The organism is Streptomyces sp. NPDC059957 (assembly GCF_042730015.1).
GTDB lineage: Bacteria > Actinomycetota > Actinomycetes > Streptomycetales > Streptomycetaceae > Streptomyces.
Genome location: NZ_JBHWMB010000059.1, coordinates 43,219 through 58,719 on the forward strand (window position 1 = coordinate 43,219; position 15,501 = coordinate 58,719).

Sequence of the window (15,501 nt, forward strand, 5' to 3'; positions counted from 1 at the left end):
TCTATTCTTCGCCTTCGCCGGCGGCGATCGTCTCGTGGTGGCGGATGACCTCGGCGATGATGAAGTTGAGGAGCTTCTCGGCGAAGGCGGGGTCGAGCTTGGCGTTCTCGGCGAGCTGGCGCAGCCGGGCGATCTGGCTGGCCTCGCGGCCCGGGTCGGCCGGGGGCAGCTGGTGGCGGGCCTTGAGGTGGCCTACCTGCTGCGTGCACTTGAAACGCTCGGCGAGCATGTGGACCACGGCCGCGTCGATGTTGTCGATGCTTTCCCTGAGCCGGGCCAGCTCGGCGGTGACGTTCTCGTCGATGTCCCTGGTGTTCATGGTCCACGAGAATACGTGGCTCGCACGTTCGGTTCGTCGGCCGATCGGCCACTGAGACGGCGGGGGCCGCCGGCGTGCTGGTGCGCGCCGAGGACGGGAGGGCTGTGGGACGGCTCGGGTTCAGATGAAGAGGCACGGGGCAGGGGAAGACACCGACAACCCGGCCGGCGTGCGGGTTCCGGGAGGGGCGCTGGCGCTGCGGTCAAGCAACGGTCGACTGCGGGCCCGGTGGGGCTGAGGTCCGGGTGGGGCTGCGGGGGCCGGGGCCGGCCCCGGTGGCAACTGCCGGGCCGGAACCCTAGAGGGGTAGGAGGGCTGTGACCAGCCAGCCGCCTTCGGGGGCGGGGCCGGCGGTGAGGGAGCCGCCGAGGGCTTCGGCGCGTTCGGCCATGCCGACCAGGCCGTAGCCGCCGCCGCGGGCGTTCTCGGAGAGTTTCGCGGGGCGGCCGCCGTCGTCGGCGATCCGTACTTCCAGGCCGGCCGGGACCGTGCGCAGGCCGACCCGGACGGCGGTGGCGGTGGCGGCGTGCTTGCCGATGTTGGTGAGGGCTTCGAGGACGATGCGGTGGGCGGTGGCGGCGACGTCGGCGGGGAGCCGGGCTTCCAGGCCCTCCTCGACGTAGAGGACGACGGGTGGGCCGGTGGCGGCGAAGCGTTCGGTCAGTCCGCGGATCTCCCGGAGGCCGGCGACGGGGGCGGTTCCGGCGGGGCCTGGTGTGCCGGTGCCCTTGGCCGGCTCCGGGCCGGTGTCGGCGGCGCCCTCGCGGAGGATCTTGACCAGGCGGCGCATGGAGCCGAGTGCCTCGTCCCCGGCGGTCTCGATGCGGCCGAAGATCTCGCCGGCGCGTTCGGCGGAGACCTTGGTGTAGCGGGCGGCGCGGGCCTCGACGACGATCCCCGTCACGTGGTGGGCGACGAGGTCGTGGAGCTCGCGCGCCAGCTCCAGGCGCTCGGCGCTGCGTACGGCGCGCAGCTCGCGGACGCGCTGGACGGACTGCAGGCGCAGGAGCAGGGAGTACGCGGTGACGACGACGGCGAGCACGGAGAAGAGCAGCGTGAAGCGGCCCGGGTCCGCGTCGCGGACCGGCGCCGCCATGGAGCCGAGGGCGAGGAGGGGGCCGAGGACGGCGGCGGTGCGGGCGGGGGCGCGGAGCAGGACCTGGGTGAGGAGGACGAGCAGGGCGATGGCTTCGCCGCCGCCCCAGACGACGAGGGGGTGGTGGCTGAAGAGCAGGGCGAGGGTGACGGTCCAGGTGACGGCGGAGGCGAACCAGGCGCGGGCGAGGAGCGGGATGGCCGGCCAGGGAACGGCGCTGAGGCAGACGAGGATGCCGGACACCCAGACGGCGGCGTGCGGGGTGCTGGGCTGGCGGGCGAGGACGACTCCCTCGAAGGTCACGAGGGAGAGGAGGGTGACGGAGAGGAGGATGCGGATCCAGTCCGCGGCGTAGGGGTGGCGGCGGGCCCATGGCCCCAGGGGGCTCATGCGGTGCCTCGGGCTCCGCCGGGTGTACGGGGCTCCGCGCGCGTGGCTCCGCCGGTTGTACGGGGCTCCGCACGGGCGGCTCCGCCGGGTGTACGGGGCTCCGCGCGCGTGGCTCCGCCGGGGGGCCGGGTGGCTCCGCCCGGGGTGTGCGGGCTTCGGCGCAGGTGGGAGCAGCGGTTCGGCCGGGCGTTGTCCGGCCCCGTGGCGGCCGGTGTCGTCGGGGACGGCGTGCGCCGGCTTCCTGGGGCGCCGCCCCAGACCCCGCGCCTCAAACGCCGGCGGGGCTGAATTTGCCCGGCGGCCCCCGACCAGCGGCGGGCACGACTCCGACAGCCGATACAGGAAACCCGGCCCGGCCGACTCTGACGAACCGCGCCCGAACAACGGCGGGGCTGAATTTGCCCGGCGGCCCCCGACCAGGAGCCGGCCTGGCTTCGGCAGGCGGCATGTGGAAGGCGGCGGGGCCGGGTCGGGCGGGTCATGCCCGAGCGGTCACGGGGGCGGCGCCGGCCTTCGGCCGCCGAGCGGCATCGTGGCTGGTTCCCCCCGGCGGCCCCCAAACTGTGGCGGAGCTGGTTGCGCCTCGTGGTGGCCGGGGGGCGGCGGGGGGTGTTCGGGGGGTGGGGGTGGGTCACGCCGGGGTGCCTGCCAGGCCGCTTTCCCAGGCCCAGGCGGCGATTTCCACGCGGTTGCGGGCGTCGAGTTTGGCCTGGACGTTGGCCAGGTGGGTCTTGACCGTGGAGAGGGAGACGAAGAGCTCTCCGGCGATCTCGGCGTTGGTCAGCCCGCGCGCGAGGCAGCGTACGACCTCGCGTTCCCGGTCCGTCAGGGGCTCGGCCGGGCGGCGGGCGGCAGCGGTGGCGGCCGGGGTTCTGTGGGCCATTTCGCGCAGCAGCCGTACGGTGATGGCGGGTGAGACGAGGGAGTCTCCGACGGCTGCCGCCCGTACCGCTTCAACCAGCATGGCCGGGCTCGCGTCTTTGAGGAGGAAGCCGGACGCTCCGCCCTGGAGCGCCGCGTGGACGTACTCGTCGAGGTCGAAGGTGGTGACGATGACGATGCGGGGGGTTTCGCGGCCGGAGAGCCGGCGGGTGACTTCGAGTCCGTCGAGTTTGGGCATGCGGATGTCGAGGAGCAGGACGTCGGGCCGGTGTTCGGCGACGGCCGCGAGGGCCGCTTCGCCGTCTTCGACGTCGGCGACCACTTCGATGTCCTGCTGGCTTTCGAGGATCATCCGAAAGCCGGTCCTGACCATCTCCTGGTCGTCCGCGATGATCACTCTGATCGTCATGCGCCGCCTGCCCCACTGTCGCCCGTTGCCTGTGCTGTCCCGGCTTCCCCGGCATTCCCACCCGGTGGGATCTCTCCATGGGACCTGCGGGCGCCTCGGCCCGCAACCGCACAGCAGACCGCCGGGAGCATGCCGCAAGGCCGGAACGGCGTCGTTCCGGCCTCGCGGTACTGCGGTCGACCTTACGGACATGTGGGGCATCGCGCCTCATTCTTCCGGCCCCTGTCGGATGGGCCGGGAGGAGGAGGGCAGCGGCTCCAAGGGGCGGTCAGAGCGTGGCGGCCGCGCTCTTGATCGCCGCTGCGAAGGTGGAGACCTCCGTGTAGACGCCGGGGTAGTCGGGGCGGGCGCAGCCCTCGCCCCAGCTGACTATGCCGACCTGGATCCAGGCGTTGGCGTTGTCCCGGCGGAACATGGGGCCGCCGGAGTCGCCCTGGCAGGTGTCGACGCCGCCCGCGTCGAATCCGGCGCAGATCTCCTCGGCGGGCACGAGGGAGCTGCCGTAGGAGGCCTGGCAGGAGGCGTCGGAGACGAAGGGGACGGTGGCCTTGCGCAGGTAGCGCTGCTGGCCTCCGCCTTCCCGGGTGGCGCCCCAGCCGGCGACGGTGAAGGTGCCGTTGTCGTAGGCCTTGGTCTCGGCGATCTTGAGGGTGGGGAGGTTGATGGGCTTGGCGAGCTTGATCAGCGCCCAGTCCTTGCCCGTGCCGTTGTAGCCGGGGGCCCGGAGGACCTTCGTGGACTTGACCTTGATGGCGCTGGAGCTGTTCAGGTCGACGACTCCGGCGGTGGCGGTGATGGAGGTGTTGTTGCCGGAGCTGCCGACGCAGTGGGCGGCGGTGAGCACGATCTGCTGGGTGTAGAGGGCGCCGCCGCAGCCCATGGAGAGCCGGACCATGAAGGGGAATTCCCCTTGGGCGGCGGGGGTTCCGCCGACCACGGGGACCACGGCGGGGGCCGGGGCGGGTGCCGGGGACGCGGTGGCGGAGCCGGGCTGGAGGCTGATGGCCGCGAGGGTCACCGCTCCGGCGGCGACGATGCGCTTGAGGGTGGTGGTGAGGCTGGACACAGTCGACACACTGCCTTTCGTGGGGGGTTGGGCCGTGCGCGTCGCTCCATGACGGGTGGGAAGGACCGCATGGGTGACGGGGACATGACACACTGCCCGCACGGAGGGCTTCAAGAACGCGTTTTCGGACAACTTCCGGCCGGAGGTGCCCGATGACGCACATCGGTCGGCGGAGCAGCCCGATCGAGCACGGATTTCCTCACCTGGAGACGGTCCGCGCGGCGGTCACCGCGCTGTTCCGGCGGCTGTCGGCCGACGGGATCCGCGCCTACGACACCGCCTTCGCGCCCGCCGACGCGGCCTTCCCCGCCGCCGAGGACCTGCACCTCGGCGCCCACCGGGTGGCTTCGGCGGTGGTCCGCGCACTGCGGCTGCCCGACGCGCGCCTGATCGTGGGCTTCCGGGCGATGGAGGAGGCGGCGACCGTGGAACTGGCCGCCGGGCCCGAGTACTTCGTCGAGGTCAACGACCGCTTCCGCGTCCACCGCCGCGATCTGGCGGCCGCCCTCGCCCACGAGGTCACGCACGTGCTGCTGCACCGCCTGGACCTGCGCTTCCCCACGACCCTGGGCAACGAGATCCTCACCGACACCGCGGCCGCCTACCTCGGCGCCGGCTGGCTGCTGCTCGACGCCTACCGGGAGGACGAGCTGAGCCACCAGAAGCTCGGCTACCTCACCCCGGAGGAGTTCGGCTACGTCCTCGCCCGACGCGGCCGGTTCCTCGGCGGCGAGGACCTCTCCGCGTGGTTCACCAGTCCACAGGCCTACGAGGCGTACGTGCGCGGCCGCGCCCTGGCCGACCGGGACCTGCGCCGGGCCCCCCTCGCGGCCGCGGGCCGGCCGGAGCGCCTCCGGTACGCGGCGGCCCGCCGGAGCGGGGCCGCCCCGCCCGGGGCCCCGTACGGCTTCGATGAGCACGCGGGCGGCCTGCGGGTGAGATTCCCGTGCCCGGTGTGCGGACAGCGGCTGCGACTGCCGGCGTACGGCGGACGGGTCCGGGCCCGCTGCGGGCTGTGCCGCGCGGTGCTGGAGTGCGACACCTGAGCGGCCGGTCGCCGCCCTGTGCGGTGTGGAGTGCGACGCCCGAGCGGCCGGTCGCCGCCCCGCCCGGTACGGAGTGCGACGCCCGAGCGGTCAGTCGCCGCCGCAGCCCCCGGAGTCGCCGCCGCAACCGGCTCCCCCGCCGCAGCCCGCGTCACCGCCCCCGCTGTCGCCGCTGCTCCTGCGGGTGAACGTCGAGTGGCTGCCGCCATAGGTCGAGCGGTGGGCCGCGAAGTAGATCGCGGCCCAGGCGACGATGGTCCCGGACACGACGATCAGGGCGATGACACCTTCACTCATACGGGCGCTCTGCCCGGCCCCCAAGGCTGGAACACCTCCCTCCGCCGCCGACCCGCGGACCTCTCCCGCGCCGCGCGGTGCCGGACCGCGACACCTGGGGCGGTGCATGACGGAGGTTCACCGGGCGGCCACGAAAAGTTACTTACCAGCCAGTAGACATGGGGGCGGACGATCCCCAGCCTGGTCACGTACATGCCAACACGTGATCGAGGAGCGTCCCCCATGCGCAGCACCCGTACCACTGCCGCCGCTGTGGCCGTAGCAGCAGCCGTACTGGCCCTGGTTCCCGCCGCCTCCGCCCAGGCGGCCCCCTCGGCCCCCTCGGCCCCCTCGGCCGTCAGCGCCGTCACCGCCTCCGCGCCCGGCGGCAACGCGGCGATCCTGGGCATCGACTACGCCACCTGGCAGCGCGACGTGTCCGCCGTCATCGGCGCGGCCCGCCCCGGGATCGAGCAGCGCATCGCCGCCTCGCCGGCCGGCGAGAAGCCGGCGATCGTCCTCGACATCGACAACTCGTCGCTGGAGACGGACTTCCACTGGTTCTGGACGTTCCCGACCCCCGCGATCGCCCAGGTCCGCGACCTGACCCGGTACGCGAACGACCGCGGGGTCGCCATCTTCTTCGTCACCGCCCGCCCGGGCATCATCTACTCCCTCACGGAGCGCAACCTCAAGGCGGTCGGCTACCCGGTCTCGGGCCTCTACGTCCGCGACCTGCCCGCTCTGTTCGGCGAGGTCAGCGCCTACAAGACGGCCAAGCGGGCGGAGATCGAGGCGCGCGGCTACACGATCATCGCCAACATCGGCAACAACCAGAGCGACCTGGTCGGCGGCCACGCCGAGCGCACCGTCAAGCTTCCGGACTACGGCGGCAAGCTCTCCTAGCCCGGGCCGGGCCGCGGCCTACTCCAGCCCGGCGGCGATCGCGTTGACGGCGGCCCAGCCGAAGGCCATGGCGGGGCCGATCGTCGCGCCCGGTCCGGGGTAGGTCTCCCCCATCACCGCCGCCGAGCAGTTGCCGCAGGCGTAGAGCCCCGGGATCGGTGTGGAGTCCTCGCGCAGCACCCGGCCGTCGGTGTCCGTGACGAGGCCGCCTTTGGTGCCGATGTCCCCCGGGTGCACGGGGACCGCGTAGAAGGGGCCCTTGTCGATCGGCGCCAGGTTCGGGTTGGGCAGCGTCGGGTCGCCGTAGTAGCGGTCGTAGACGCTCTCGCCCCGCCCGTGGTCCTTGTCGGTGCCCACCTCGGCGAAGGAGTTGAAGCGGCTGATCGCGGCGGGCAGGCCGGGGGCGGAGATCTGCCGGGCCAGTTCCTCCACGGTGTCGGCCTTCTTCAGGAAGCCGCTCTCCAGCCACTTCTTGGGGAAGGGCTGTCCGGGGAAGAGTCCGGCGAAGATGTACCGGGCCTTGGAGCGGGCGTCCAGGATCAGCCAGGACGGCACCGTCCTGGCGTCGGGCCGGTCGGCGGCGTACATCCGGTCCACGAACGCGTGGTACGGCAGGGCCTCGTTGGCGTAGCGCTCCCCCGCCTCGTTGACGATGACCATCCCGGGGATTGCCCGGTCGGCGACGAGGAAGAAGGGCTTCTCCCCCGGCGGGCACACCGACGGCGCGCCCCAGACCTTGTCGAGCAGATCGGTGGCGGCCCCCAGTTCCTCACCGAGCTTCAGGGCGTCGCCGGTCTGGCCCTCCGAGGCGTGCGTCCAGACCGTGGACGTGGGCGCCGGAAGGTGCTTCTCGCGCAGGGCCTGGTCGTGCGAGAACCCGCCCGAGGCCAAGACCACCCCGCCCCGCGCCGCTACGGTCACCTCCCGCCCGGCGCGCAGGATCCGTACGCCCGTCACCCGGCCGGCCGGGTCCGTGACCAGGCCCGTCAGGGGCGCCGACAGCCACAGTTCGCCGCCGAGCGCGTCCAGGGAGAGCCGCATGCGGGCGATGAGCGCCTCGCCGAGGGAGAGCAGTGTGCGGCGGGTGGCCAGGGCCTTGGCCGCGCGCAGGCCCACCTTGACGGAGGTCTTCTTGCCCGCCCAGGTCCGGCTGACCATGTTCAGGAAGCGGAAGTCGTACGAGGTCATGGTCAGCCCGTACGTGGGCAGTCCGGCCCGGCGCATGGAGGCACCGAGCTCCCCGAGCCGTTTGAAGTCGACGATGCACGGCTCGATGGAGCGGCCCTGCGCCATGCCGCCCTGGGCTTCGGGGAAGTAGTCCGAGTAGCCGGGGGTGTACATGAAGCGGATCTCGGTACGGTCGTGGAACTCCCTGACCATGCGCGGCCCGTGGGTGAGGTACGCGTCCTTGCGGGCGGCCGGGACCCGGTCGCCGACGGTGGCGTCGAGGTAGGCGCGGGCCTTCTCACGGGTGTCGGCGAGGCCGGCGCGGTCGAGGTGGAAGTTGCCGGGGACCCAGATCGCGCCGCCGGACAGGGCGGTGGAACCCCCGTAGCGGTCGGTCTTCTCCACGACGAGGACGCTCAGGCCCCGCAGTCGGGCGGTGACGGCGGCGGCGAATCCGGCGGCGCCGGAGCCGACGACCACCACGTCGTAGGCGTACTCGGTGAGGTGCTCGGCGGTCATCCGAAGGCTCCGGTGGCATAGTCGCTGCGGTAGTAGAGGAGGGGTGATCCGCCGTCCCGGGCGTTCAGTTCGAGGACGCGGGCGGTGACGAGGTAGTGGTCGCCCGCCTCGTGGACCTCTTCGAGGGCGCAGTCGACGGTGGCGAGGGCGCCCCTCACGCGGACGGCTCCGTGGGCGGAGCGTTCCCAGTCGACGCCGGCGAACTTGTCCTCGCCGCGGCGGCCGAGTGCCTCGCACACGGCGCGCTGCTCCTCGGCGAGGATGCTGACTCCGAAGCGGCCGGCGGCCCGGACCTTGGGCCAGCTGGAGGAGCCCTTGCCGACGCAGAGCAGGACCAGCGGCGGGTCGAGGGAGAGGGAGGCGAAGGACTGGCAGGCCAGCCCGGCCGGGCGGCCGTCGTCCGCGACGGCCGCGACGACGGTGATGCCGGAGGCGAAGGCGCCGAGGACCTCGCGGAACAGGGCCGGGTCCACCGGGGCTCCGCGGTCCACCGGGGCTCCGCGGTCCACCGGCGCTCCGCGGTCGACCGCGCCGGCCGGGGTGGCGGTCAGCCGTTCCACTGGTGGCCCCAGAAGCTGTCCGCGGTGATCTCCTTCGCGGTCCAGGTGGCGGGGTCGACGAGCAGGCCGTCCCAGCCGTACTCGACCTGGAAGCCGCCGGGGGCCTGGGCGTAGAAGGAGACCATGTGGTCGTTGGAGTGCCGGCCGAGGGTGGAGGCGATGGGGATGCCCGCCTTGTTCATGCGGTCGAGGCAGTAGCCGACGTCGTCGAGGGTCTCCAGCTCGACCATGAAGTGGACGATGCCGGGCGGCAGCGCGCCGGGGTAGAGCCCGAGGCTGTGGTGGCGGCGGTTGGGGCTGAGGAAGTGCATCCAGTGGAAGTCCTGGCCGGGCTTGCCGGTGGGGACGGCGACCGGGGGCAGCCGCATCGAGTCGCGCAGCTGGAAGCCGAGGAGGTTCTCGTAGAAGTCGAGGGTGGCCTCGGTGTCGGCGGCGGGCAGGACGACGTGGCCGAGGCCGAGGCCGCCCTCGCGGCCGCCGGTGACGAAGCGGTTGCCGTACCGGGCCGCGAGCGGGGTGTGGTCCTGGGCCTGGCCCCAGTAGATCTCCAGGGGGTTGCCGCTGGGGTCCTCGCAGTGGATCAGTCCCTGGACGCGGCGGTCGGCGAGGGTCTCGGCGTCGCCCTGCTTGACGGGGTGTCCGGCGGCCTCCAGTTCGGCTGCGGCGTCTTCGAGGGCGCGGGCGTGTCCGACCTCGAAGCCGGCGGCGAGGAGGCGGTCCTGGGCGCCGGCGACGAACTGGAAGCGGTGGGTGCGGTCGTCGATGCGGATGTTGAGCCGGGTGTCCGTGGTGCCGGCGGCTTCGGCCATGCCGAGGATGTCGAGGACGTAGGTACGCCAGGCGGCGAGGTCGGCGGTCTCGATGCGGAGGTAGCCGAGTGCGCGGATGTCCATGCGGGAACTCCTCGGTGGGTTCAGTGGAGGAAGAAGTCGGTGGCGAGGCGGTTGAACTCGTCGGCGGCCTCGGTCTGCGCCCAGTGCCCGCAGTGCGGGAAGACGTGCAGGCGGGCGTCGGGGATGGTCTTCAGCGCGAGGAAGGCGCCGTCGACCGGGTTGACGCGGTCCTCGCGGCCCCAGGTCAGCAGGACGGGGCGGCTGATGCGGTGGGCTTCGCGCCAGAGCATCGCGGCCTCGGGCCACTTGGCGAAGGAGGCGCCCATACGGGCGTTGCCGAGCCTGGCTTCGGGGTCGGTGGCCTGGGCGTAGCGCTCCTCGACGAGGGCGTCGGTGACGATCGCCGGGTCGTGGGCGAGGGTGGTGAGGAAGGTCCGCATCTGCTCGCGGGTGGGTTCGGGCGCGAGGCTGAACTCGAAGAGCCGCTTGATGCCTTCGGTGGGGTCGGCGGAGAAGAGGTTCAGCGAGATCCCGCCGGGGCCCATGAGCAGGAGCTTGTCGACCCGTTCGGGGTGGTCCAGGACGAGCCGGGTGGCGGTGCCTCCGCCGAGGGAGTTGCCGATGAAGTGCGCCCGCTCGATGCCGAGTTCGCCCATGAGGGCGAGGACGGCGTTCGCACTGAAGCCGAAGTAGTCGCGGTCGGGTTCCGGCTTGTCGGAGCGGCCGTAGCAGGGCTGGTCGACGAGCAGGGTGCGGAAGCGTGTCGCGAAGTGGGGCAGGTTGCCGCCGAAGTTGGACCAGCCGGAGGCGCCGGGCCCGCCGCCGTGCAGCATGATCACGACGGGTGCGTCTTGGGGGCCTGCCTCGTGGTAATGCAGGTTCAGGGCGCCGGCCTTGGCGGTCCGGGAGGTGTTCTCGTACGTGAGTACCTGCGCGCTCACAGCATTGTGTCCTGGATGTCGAGGCCGAGCGCGCCCTGCCCGAACAGGACCAGGGCCCGCTCCGGGTCGTTGGCGGCGTGGCCGCGGCCGGTGTGGACGTCGCGCCAGGCGCGCTGGACGGGGTTGGGGCCGGTGCGCATGGCGCTGCCGCCCGCGTTCTCCATGAGGAGGTCGACGGCGGCGACGCAGCGCTCGGTGGCCAGGACCTGGTCGCGTCGGGCCCGGGTGCGCAGCGGCGTGGGGAGTTCCTCGCCGCGCTCGGCGAGGGCGTAGAGCTCGGAGATGTTGCGCCGGAGCTGGAGCCAGGAGGCGTCGATGTCGCTCGCGGCGCGGGCGATGCGGACCTGGGCGAAGGGGTCTTCGGCGACCTGCTGGCCGTACGAGATGCGGAAGCGTTCGCGGGTTGCGGCGACGTAGTCCTCGTAGGCGCCTTCGGCGATGCCGACGATGGGGGTGGAGATGGTGGTGGTGAAGACGGAGGCGTAGGGGAGCCGGTAGAGCGGCTCGGGGTTGAGGCGGTGGCCGGGTACCTGGAGTGCGGTGACGGGGCCGAAGCTCAGCGCGCGGTGTTCGGGGACGAACACCTCCCGGACGACGATGTCGTTGGAGCCGGAGCCGCGCAGGCCGACGGTGTCCCAGACCTCGTCGATCCGGTACTGGGAGCGCGGGATCAGGAAGGTCCGCATGTCGACGGGGCGGCCTTCGGCGTCGGTGACGAGTCCGCCGAGCAGGGCCCAGTCGGCGTGGTCGCAGCCGGAGGAGAAGTGCCAGCGGCCGCTGAGGGTGAAGCCTCCGTCGACGGGGGTGACCTTGCCGGTGGGGGCGTAGGAGGAGCAGATCCGCGTGTCGCGGTCCTGGCCCCAGACCTCTTCCTGGGCGCGGGGGTCGTAGAGGGCGACGTGCCAGGGGTGGACGCCGACGACGGAGGCGACCCAGCCGGTGGAGCCGCAGGCCTTGGCTATGTCCTTGACGGCGGCGTAGAAGACGGCGGGGTCGGCGGCGTACCCGCCGTGGGCCTTGGGCTGGAGCAGCCGGAAGAAGCCGGTGGCGGCGAGTTCCTTGATGCTCGCCTCGGGGACTTTGCGCAAGCTTTCGGCCTCTGCGCTGCGCTCGCGGAGGGCGGGGGCGAGGGCGCGGACCGCTGCGAGGACCTCTTCGTCACTCATGGTGTCCCCTTCTCAGATCAAGGATCTTCGGGTGTTCGGGATCGGTTTCCGGTTCGATGGCGAGGAACGTACGCCGGGTGGCGCCGGGCGTGGAACGAGCTGTTCCCGCTGAGCGGGAAGCTCCTCGGAAATCCTCGAGACTCCTCGGAACTCCTCGAAACGACTACTTGAAGTATTACTGAATGAAATACACCCCTCCGAGTGCTTCCCTCCGGCCGGGGACGCGTGGCAGGGTCGCCCCAACGCCTCACGCAGGGGGTTTTCTCGTGCTTGACCAGTTCATGGAGCAGGTCGTGGAGACCGAGCTCGCACCGCTTTCGCTGCTGGAGAAGGCCGCGAAGGTGCTGGGCTCCTTCGAGGGTCCCCAGCCGCGGCTGTCGCTCACCGAGGTCGTGCGCCGCTCCGGAATCCCACGTTCTTCCGCCCACCGGATCCTCGACCAGCTGGTGCAGTTGCGCTGGCTGGACCGGGAGGGCCGGGACTACCGCATGGGCATGCGCATGCTGGAGCTGGGCGCGCTCGCCTCCCACCACAACCGGCTGCGCCGGGCCGCGCTGCCGCTGCTGCACGCGCTGCACGAGCAGACGGGCCGAGTGGTCCACCTGTCGGTGCTCGACGGGGCCGAGGTGGTGTGCCTGGAGCGGATCGGCGGTTCGGAGGCCACCACGGTGCCCTCGCGGGTCGGCGGCCGGATGCCGGCGTACTGCACGGCCGCCGGCAAGGCGATCCTCGCGTTCAGCGATCCCGCCGCGGTGGAACACGTCCTCGCGCAGGGGCTGCGCCCGCGCACCGCGCGCACCCTGATCCGGCCCCTCGCGCTGCGTTCGGAGCTGGCGGCGGTCCGCGAGCGCGGGGTGGCGTACGACCGGGAGGAGAGCTTCCGGGGCATCTCCTGCGTGGCCGCGCCGCTGCGGGGTGCCGGGCGGGCCGTGGCCGCCGTGTCGGTGTCCTCCTGCCGGGGCGACCGGGAGACGGCCCGCCTCGCGCCGGCGGTACTGGCCTGCGCGCGGTCGGTGTGGCGGGAGCTGTACGGGCCGGGCCGGCCGGGGCGGGCCGCGGCAGCGCCGGCGCGGGACCTGGAGCCGGCGGTCTCGGCTCAGGCGATGGACAACATGATGGGGTGGCTGCGGTTCAGCGAGTGGATGTAGTGGGTAGTGGTACCCCAACGCACGAGTGAATGATTACGGGCCCGACCCCTCGCCAGGGGGCCGGGCCCGCAGTCGTCCGGCGGGGCCGCTCTCCGACCCCGTCCTGCGGGGCCGTTCAGCCGTCGTAGCTGATGCGGACGCGGTCGCCGAGCGGCAGGGCCTGGCAGGCCAGGACATAGCCGTCGGCGAGGTCCTCGGGGGCCAGGACCTCGTTGCGGACCATCTTGACCTCACCCTCCAGCACCCGGCAGCAGCAGGCACTGCACGCGCCTTCGCGGCAGGAGTACGGAGCGCAGACGCCTGCGGCGAGCAGGACGTCGAGCAGCGGGGTCCCGAGGGGCCACTCCACGGTGTGCACGGCCCCCTCGAACTCCACCTCGGCGGTGACGCCGCCCGCCCCGGCCCCGGCCGCGGCAACAGCGGAAGCCGGTCCGGGGGGCGCCGGGGCGAAGACGTCCCCGCTCAGGGAGAAGTACCGCTCCCGGTGGATCGCCCGGCCCCGGCCGCCCGAGGCCCGCACCGCCGTCTCCGCCGCGTCCATCAGCGGAGCGGGCCCGCACAGATAGGTCTCGCGGCTCGCGTACGGGGCCACGAGCGGGCCGAGCTGCGGGGCGGTCGGCAGTCCCTGGAGGGTCTCCAGCCAGTGCACGACGGTGAGCCGCCCGGGGTGTTCCTCGGCGAGCCCCCACAGTTCGTCGCGGAAGATCACCGAGCCGGGGTCGCGGTTGGCGTACACCAGGGCGACGTGGCCCCGGCCGGCCAGGAGCGCCGACTTCGCGACCGACAGCACCGGGGTGATCCCGCTGCCGCCCGCCACCAGCAGCAGGTCCCGGTCCAGGTCGGGCGGGGTGAAGGTGCCCGCGGGGGGCAGGATCTCCAGCTCGTCGCCGATGCCCACGTCCTGGCACAGCCAGCCGGAGCCGAGGCCGCCGGGGACCCGTTTGACGGTGATGCGCAGCGGGTCCCCGGCGTGCGGGGAGCCGGCCAGGGAGTAGCAGCGGGCCTCGCCGCCCGTCCCGCTCGACGAGGGAACCCGGACCGTGAGGAACTGTCCCGGGCTGTACGGGAGTTCCGCGTCGAGTACGAGGGAGACCGCCTCGGGGGTCTCCTGGATCCGGTCCGTGACGCGGACCAGCAGCCTGCCGCCGGCTCCGCCCCGGGCGGCAGCCGGGGCCGGGCTCCGGACCCCCGCGGCGCGGGACTTCGTACGGCCGTCGGTGTCAGACATCGGCCGGCACCTCCAGGCGGCCCGCCAGGACGGCGGCCTCGATGCCCGCGCGCAGGGCCTCGCAGGAGCGGACGCGGCCGCTGGGGCGGCCAGCCCCGGTCCGGGCGGCGATGCGCGGGCACGCTGCGGCCGCCTCCTCGGTCCACTGGACCTGGGTGTGGGCGGGGCTGAACTTCTCGCACAACACCTGCGTGCCGCACTCCCCGCACACCACGGGGGTCATCACGGGGTCCCGGCCGCGCGGCGGGCCAGGTTCTCGGCGACCTCGGCCTTCCAGGCGGCGGTGGCGCGGGCGGTGTCGATCTCGAACTCGAAGCGGCGGACCATCTCGTCCTTGACGTCGGCGGCGTCCACGTAGAACTGCTCGTACCAGCGGCGGAGCTGGTAGACGGGGCCGTCCTCCTCGGTGAGGAGGGGGTTGTCGATGCGGGTCTTGTTCTTCCAGATCTCGACGTCCTGCTCGAAGCCGACGGCGAGGCCCTCGGAGGTGAGGCGGGCGGCTTCGGCGGCCTGTTCGTCGGTCATGCCGGGGAGCTTCTTGACGATGGTCCCGTACATGAGCATGAAGCTGTTCTCGTCGATCGGGTAATGGCAGTTGATGAGGACCGATTCGAGTTCGACGCCGCCGCCGATGTCGCTCCACAGCTTGTCGATCATGTAGGAGGGGCCGTGGTACGAGGCGTCCGAGCGCAGTCCGCCGCCGGTGGAGAGGGTCCCGAGGTCCACGTCGCCGCGCGGGGTGGACTCCATGTACTGGGTGGCGACGTGGCCGTCGAAGACGTTCTTGAAGTAGTGCGGGAAGGCGTAGTGCACGTAGTAGAAGTGCGCCATGTCGACGACGTTGTCGACGATCTCCCGGCAGTTGGAGTTCTCGACGCGCAGGAAGTTCCAGCTCCAGTCGCTCCACTCGGGGTGGCCGACGCCCTCGATGACGGGGATCGTGACCTCGGGCGGCGGCGGATTGCCCTCCGGGTCGTGCCAGACGTAGAGCTGGCCGTTCTGTTCCAGGCTGGTCCAGGCGCGGGTCCTGGCGCGGGGCGGGACGCGGCGGGCGTAGGGGATGCCGGCGCAGCGGCCGTCTGCGGACCAGCGCCAGTCGTGGAAGGGGCAGGCGACGGCGTCGCCCTTGACGGTGCCGTGGGCGAGGTTGCCGCCCATGTGGGGGCAGTAGGCGTTCAGGACGCTGAGCTCGCCGCTCTCGGCGCCCTGGAAGACGACGAGTTTCGTGCCGAAGGCCTCGATCTCGTGGGGGGCGCCGTCCTTGAAGGCGGCGGCGAGGCCGAGGCAGTGCCAGCCGCGGGCGAACCTCGCGGGTACGGCGGCGGCTTCGATGACGCGGGGCGCTTCGTCGACTGCGGTCGTTTCGGCCATGGGGTGGCCCTCCACTTCGTTGTGGGCGTGTTGCGGCGCGATGGGGTGCGACGGGGTGCGGGGTACGACGGTGTGCCGGTGCCGCTAGTGCTGTGGCCGGAAAGGTTCACCGGGTCACGGCGCCCGGCACGGCACCTCGCCGCGTTGTCGGACCACGGAAGTACGTCCAGTACGAGCC

General features: G+C 72.6%; 16 protein-coding genes. 3 read left to right on the forward strand and 13 right to left on the reverse strand.

Annotation, left to right across the window (positions count from 1 at the left end; translation table 11 throughout):
- Nucleotide 1: 1 nt before the first annotated feature.
- From ACFWBW_RS31005 to ACFWBW_RS31020, 4 genes are all read right to left on the reverse strand, one after another.
- A complete protein-coding gene (locus tag ACFWBW_RS31005) occupies nucleotides 2-319 on the reverse strand; it encodes a chorismate mutase (protein WP_385379413.1) in 318 nt (105 codons plus the stop codon).
- Between the two features lie 298 nt (nucleotides 320-617).
- On the reverse strand, nucleotides 618-1,805 hold the full coding sequence (locus tag ACFWBW_RS31010) for a sensor histidine kinase (protein WP_385379416.1): 1,188 nt from the start codon (nucleotides 1,803-1,805) through the stop codon (nucleotides 618-620).
- A gap of 631 nt (nucleotides 1,806-2,436) precedes the next feature.
- Nucleotides 2,437-3,096: a response regulator gene (locus ACFWBW_RS31015; RefSeq protein ID WP_385379418.1), complete on the reverse strand. Its 660-nt coding sequence runs from the start codon at nucleotides 3,094-3,096 to the stop codon at nucleotides 2,437-2,439.
- Between the two features lie 268 nt (nucleotides 3,097-3,364).
- Complete coding sequence (locus tag ACFWBW_RS31020) at nucleotides 3,365-4,171, reverse strand: serine protease (protein ID WP_385379421.1); 807 nt, start codon at nucleotides 4,169-4,171, stop codon at nucleotides 3,365-3,367.
- A gap of 143 nt (nucleotides 4,172-4,314) precedes the next feature.
- Between ACFWBW_RS31020 and ACFWBW_RS31025 the strand changes: the two genes are divergently transcribed.
- On the forward strand, nucleotides 4,315-5,208 hold the full coding sequence (locus ACFWBW_RS31025) for a hypothetical protein (protein ID WP_385379424.1): 894 nt from the start codon (nucleotides 4,315-4,317) through the stop codon (nucleotides 5,206-5,208).
- Between the two features lie 90 nt (nucleotides 5,209-5,298).
- Here ACFWBW_RS31025 and ACFWBW_RS31030 read toward each other — a convergent pair whose 3' ends face one another.
- Nucleotides 5,299-5,505, reverse strand: a complete 207-nt coding sequence (locus ACFWBW_RS31030) for a hypothetical protein (RefSeq protein ID WP_385379427.1) — start codon at nucleotides 5,503-5,505, stop codon at nucleotides 5,299-5,301.
- 222 nt (nucleotides 5,506-5,727) lie between these two features.
- Between ACFWBW_RS31030 and ACFWBW_RS31035 the strand changes: the two genes are divergently transcribed.
- Nucleotides 5,728-6,390: an HAD family acid phosphatase gene (locus ACFWBW_RS31035; RefSeq protein WP_385379430.1), complete on the forward strand. Its 663-nt coding sequence runs from the start codon at nucleotides 5,728-5,730 to the stop codon at nucleotides 6,388-6,390.
- 18 nt (nucleotides 6,391-6,408) lie between these two features.
- Here the strand turns inward: ACFWBW_RS31035 and ACFWBW_RS31040 are convergent, their stop codons facing one another.
- From ACFWBW_RS31040 to hsaA, 5 genes are read right to left on the reverse strand one after another with little or no spacing between them, the layout of a single operon-like run.
- Entirely contained in the window at nucleotides 6,409-8,076 is a 1,668-nt protein-coding gene (locus ACFWBW_RS31040) for an FAD-dependent oxidoreductase (RefSeq protein WP_385379432.1), read from the reverse strand.
- Nucleotides 8,073-8,636 (reverse strand): flavin reductase family protein, encoded by a 564-nt coding sequence (locus tag ACFWBW_RS31045; protein WP_385379435.1) that lies wholly within the window; start codon nucleotides 8,634-8,636, stop codon nucleotides 8,073-8,075. Before ACFWBW_RS31045 ends, ACFWBW_RS31040 begins: the two co-directional genes overlap by 4 nt.
- Complete coding sequence (locus ACFWBW_RS31050) at nucleotides 8,624-9,529, reverse strand: VOC family protein (protein ID WP_385379438.1); 906 nt, start codon at nucleotides 9,527-9,529, stop codon at nucleotides 8,624-8,626. The genes ACFWBW_RS31045 and ACFWBW_RS31050 overlap by 13 nt, the downstream gene beginning before the upstream one ends.
- 20 nt (nucleotides 9,530-9,549) lie before the next feature.
- Nucleotides 9,550-10,410, reverse strand: a complete 861-nt coding sequence (gene hsaD / locus ACFWBW_RS31055) for a 4,5:9,10-diseco-3-hydroxy-5,9,17-trioxoandrosta-1(10),2-diene-4-oate hydrolase (protein WP_385379441.1) — start codon at nucleotides 10,408-10,410, stop codon at nucleotides 9,550-9,552.
- Nucleotides 10,407-11,576, reverse strand: a complete 1,170-nt coding sequence (gene hsaA / locus ACFWBW_RS31060) for a 3-hydroxy-9,10-secoandrosta-1,3,5(10)-triene-9,17-dione monooxygenase oxygenase subunit (RefSeq protein ID WP_385379444.1) — start codon at nucleotides 11,574-11,576, stop codon at nucleotides 10,407-10,409. The genes hsaD and hsaA overlap by 4 nt, the downstream gene beginning before the upstream one ends.
- A gap of 266 nt (nucleotides 11,577-11,842) precedes the next feature.
- Between hsaA and ACFWBW_RS31065 the strand changes: the two genes are divergently transcribed.
- Nucleotides 11,843-12,724 carry an IclR family transcriptional regulator gene (locus tag ACFWBW_RS31065; RefSeq protein WP_385379447.1) on the forward strand — a complete coding sequence of 294 codons (882 nt, stop codon included), beginning with the start codon at nucleotides 11,843-11,845 and terminating at the stop codon, nucleotides 12,722-12,724.
- 115 nt (nucleotides 12,725-12,839) lie between these two features.
- Here the strand turns inward: ACFWBW_RS31065 and ACFWBW_RS31070 are convergent, their stop codons facing one another.
- From ACFWBW_RS31070 to ACFWBW_RS31080, 3 genes are read right to left on the reverse strand one after another with little or no spacing between them, the layout of a single operon-like run.
- Nucleotides 12,840-13,952, reverse strand: a complete 1,113-nt coding sequence (locus ACFWBW_RS31070; RefSeq protein ID WP_385379450.1) for a 2Fe-2S iron-sulfur cluster-binding protein — start codon at nucleotides 13,950-13,952, stop codon at nucleotides 12,840-12,842.
- Nucleotides 13,945-14,175: a hypothetical protein gene (locus ACFWBW_RS31075; RefSeq protein WP_385379453.1), complete on the reverse strand. Its 231-nt coding sequence runs from the start codon at nucleotides 14,173-14,175 to the stop codon at nucleotides 13,945-13,947. The genes ACFWBW_RS31070 and ACFWBW_RS31075 overlap by 8 nt, the downstream gene beginning before the upstream one ends.
- Entirely contained in the window at nucleotides 14,175-15,323 is a 1,149-nt protein-coding gene (locus tag ACFWBW_RS31080; protein WP_385379456.1) for a Rieske 2Fe-2S domain-containing protein, read from the reverse strand. Before ACFWBW_RS31080 ends, ACFWBW_RS31075 begins: the two co-directional genes overlap by 1 nt.
- Nucleotides 15,324-15,501: the final 178 nt, after the last annotated feature.